Source organism: Rhodospirillales bacterium RIFCSPLOWO2_02_FULL_58_16, from assembly GCA_001830425.1.
GTDB lineage: Bacteria > Pseudomonadota > Alphaproteobacteria > Rhodospirillales > 2-02-FULL-58-16 > 2-02-FULL-58-16.
On sequence record MIAA01000002.1, the window covers coordinates 69,791 to 72,373 of the forward strand.

The 2,583-nt window shown below is 59.9% G+C and carries 1 protein-coding gene and 1 pseudogene (1 of these 2 running past the window's edge); one reads left to right on the forward strand and one right to left on the reverse strand.

The genetic code is table 11. The features are described 5' to 3' along the window. Positions 1–1,066 (reverse strand): annotated as a pseudogene (locus A3H92_01150) (hypothetical protein) (it extends 161 nt beyond the left edge of the window). Between the two features lie 102 nt (positions 1,067–1,168). Between A3H92_01150 and A3H92_01155 the strand changes: the two are divergent. Beyond that, positions 1,169–2,467 carry a hypothetical protein gene (locus A3H92_01155; protein OHC76431.1) on the forward strand — a complete coding sequence of 433 codons (1,299 nt, stop codon included), beginning with the start codon at positions 1,169–1,171 and terminating at the stop codon, positions 2,465–2,467. The last annotated feature ends 116 nt before the right edge of the window (positions 2,468–2,583 follow it).

The window sequence follows — 2,583 nt, forward strand, 5'->3', positions numbered from 1 at the left end:
TCGCGTCCGTAGCGGAATTGCCGACATAGCAAACCACATCGAATCGAGAGCGGTCGTGGTCAATGATCAAGGGAGCAAACCCCTGGCAAGCGGAATGGCGCTTGAAATCGGCCGAAACATAGCCGATGCGTAGACGACGATGCGGAACCCGGCTGTTGGCGTGGGGCTTGATCCTTGACGCCAGCGGCAACGCAAACCGTTCATTCCACCGTCGGCGCTCATCTTGTTGGCCCGCCATATCCACCGACGGATCATAAAACTGATTAAAGATCACGTTGGAGTGGGCGGCGGCGAAGCTGGGATCGATCTCCAGGGCGCGGCGGAAGCAAGCGATGGATTCAGAGACCAAGCCTTTATCGCCCAGAACGCTGCCGAGATTGCTAAGGGCTTCGGCGAAGGCGGGGTCGATCTCCAGCGCTCGCCGGTAGGAGGCTATCGCTTCTTCGAGCCTCCCCTGCTTTTGCCGGGCGACGCCAAGGTTGTTCAGGGCATTGGCGAAGTCCGGCGCCCGCAGATAGGACTGAATCGCCTCGTCAATGCGGTTTTGGCTTTCCAGGGCGACGCCGAGATTGGTGTGAGCTGCGGCGTAGGCGGGATTAATTCCCAGGGCCAGCCGGTACGAGGCGATGGCCTCATCGGTGCAACCGATGCCGCGCAGGGCGTTGCCGAGATTGAAGTGAGCCTCGGCATAGCCGGGATTGAGGGCCAGTGAACGACGATATGACTCAACCGCCTCGCCTCCCCTGCCCTGCTCTTCCAGGACGACGCCGATGGAGTTGTGAGCCTCGGCGCTTTGCGGGTTGATCTCCAGGACGCGGCGGTAGGCGGCGACGGCTTGATCAACCCTGCCCAGCGCCCGCAGGACTTCGCCGAAGTTATAGTGATGAACCGCCTGACGGTCGTCTATCGCCAGCGACTTGCCGATAAGCTCTGCGGCCAGGTCGTTCCTGCCGATCTGGTGAGCGATCAGGCCAAGGTAGTGAAGGGCCTCGGCATTAGACGGGTCTTTTTCAAGGAGCGCCTTATAGACGGCTTCCGCCTCTTGCAGACGGCCCGCCCGGTGCAACCCGATGGCGGCGTTCAATGATAAGTCAGTCGCCGCCATTCGCGCCTTTCCCCTGCCCCCGGTTGACCGCAAAATCGTAGCCAAGAAGGCTTATCCAAGCTATTGAAAAAGATAACCCATGAGGACAAGGCCTTGATCATCGACCCGTTTGCCGCCGCCGTAGAATACTTCAACGCCGGAAACCGCCGCGAGGCGTTCTCGCTGTTCAAGGAAGTGCTGGCGATCAAGCCCGACGACGCGCAGACACTCCACTATCTGGGCCGGATCGCCCTCCAGGTGGGCGACGGCGCGGGAGCCGCCGAATTGTTCGCCGCCGCCGATTACAGCCTCAGCATCGTTCTGAAAAAGCAGGGGAAACGGGACGAGGCGTTGGCCGCTTACCGGCGGGCGCTGGCCGCCGATCCCCGCTGCGCCGCGAGGGATGACAACCGTTCCATCCGGCTTCTCGGCAACGGCAATCTGGATGAAGGATGGTACGAGTTTGAATGGCGCTCGACCGTCACCACTTACGGCCCCTTCGCCGATAAAATATGGAACGGCGAGGAGTTAAGCGGAAAAACGATCCTGATCTGGGGCGAACAGGGAATCGGCGACCAACTGATGCTGGCCGAGTGCCTTCCCGATGTCATCAACAGGGCCGGACATTGCCTGATCGAAGTCGACCGTCGCCTCGTTCCCCTGTTTGCGCGTTCGTTTCCCAAGGCGTCAATCCACGGCGAAAACAAGTTCACCGCCGATGCTCCGGTCCAATGGCGGGATGTAGAGTGGACGGCCCCCGGATCAGGTCCGGGGGTGGATTATTTCGCCTTTTTGGGAAGTCTGCCGCGATTTTTCAGGCCGACGCTGAATAGTTTTCCGAACGCTGCGGCCTTCCTCGCCGCCGACCGGGAGCGGACGGCCTTTTGGCGCAATCGTCTGGGCGGAACGGCCGGCAAAAGAAAGGTAGGAGTAAGCTGGCGCAGTCTGCACATGACGGATGAAAAGGCCGAAAAGTTCCCGCCGTTGGGATGCTGGCGAGCGGTCTTCGCCATGCCGGAAACGACGTTTGTCGGGCTTCAGGTGAACATGAGTGATAAAGAACGCGATGAAATCAACGAGCGCTTCGGCGTTGATCTCAAGACATGGAGCGACCTCGACCTCCTCGATGATATAGACGGTACGGCGTCGCTGGTTTCCGCCCTTGACGGAGTGGTTTCGGCTGATACCTATCTGCCGATGCTGGCGGGCGGACTCGGCGTTCCGGTTTGGCGCGTCACCAGGGGCAGGAAGGAGAACGACTGGAGTCATCTGGGGGCCGAGAAATACCCGTGGTTCACTTCGATGACCGTCGGCTTCGGAGTTTCCGAGAACGAACTCAATGACGTTTTCAAGGCCATTGCCGGGGATATAACAGGGCGGTAAAAGCGGCAAAATACCCGGCGCGTAACACCGTTTTTTGAACCACATAGCGTAATTCCGGTGGTCACTCTCCCGAGCCTATAATGCGGGGTCGCGCAACAGCGCCCCAATAGGCAAAC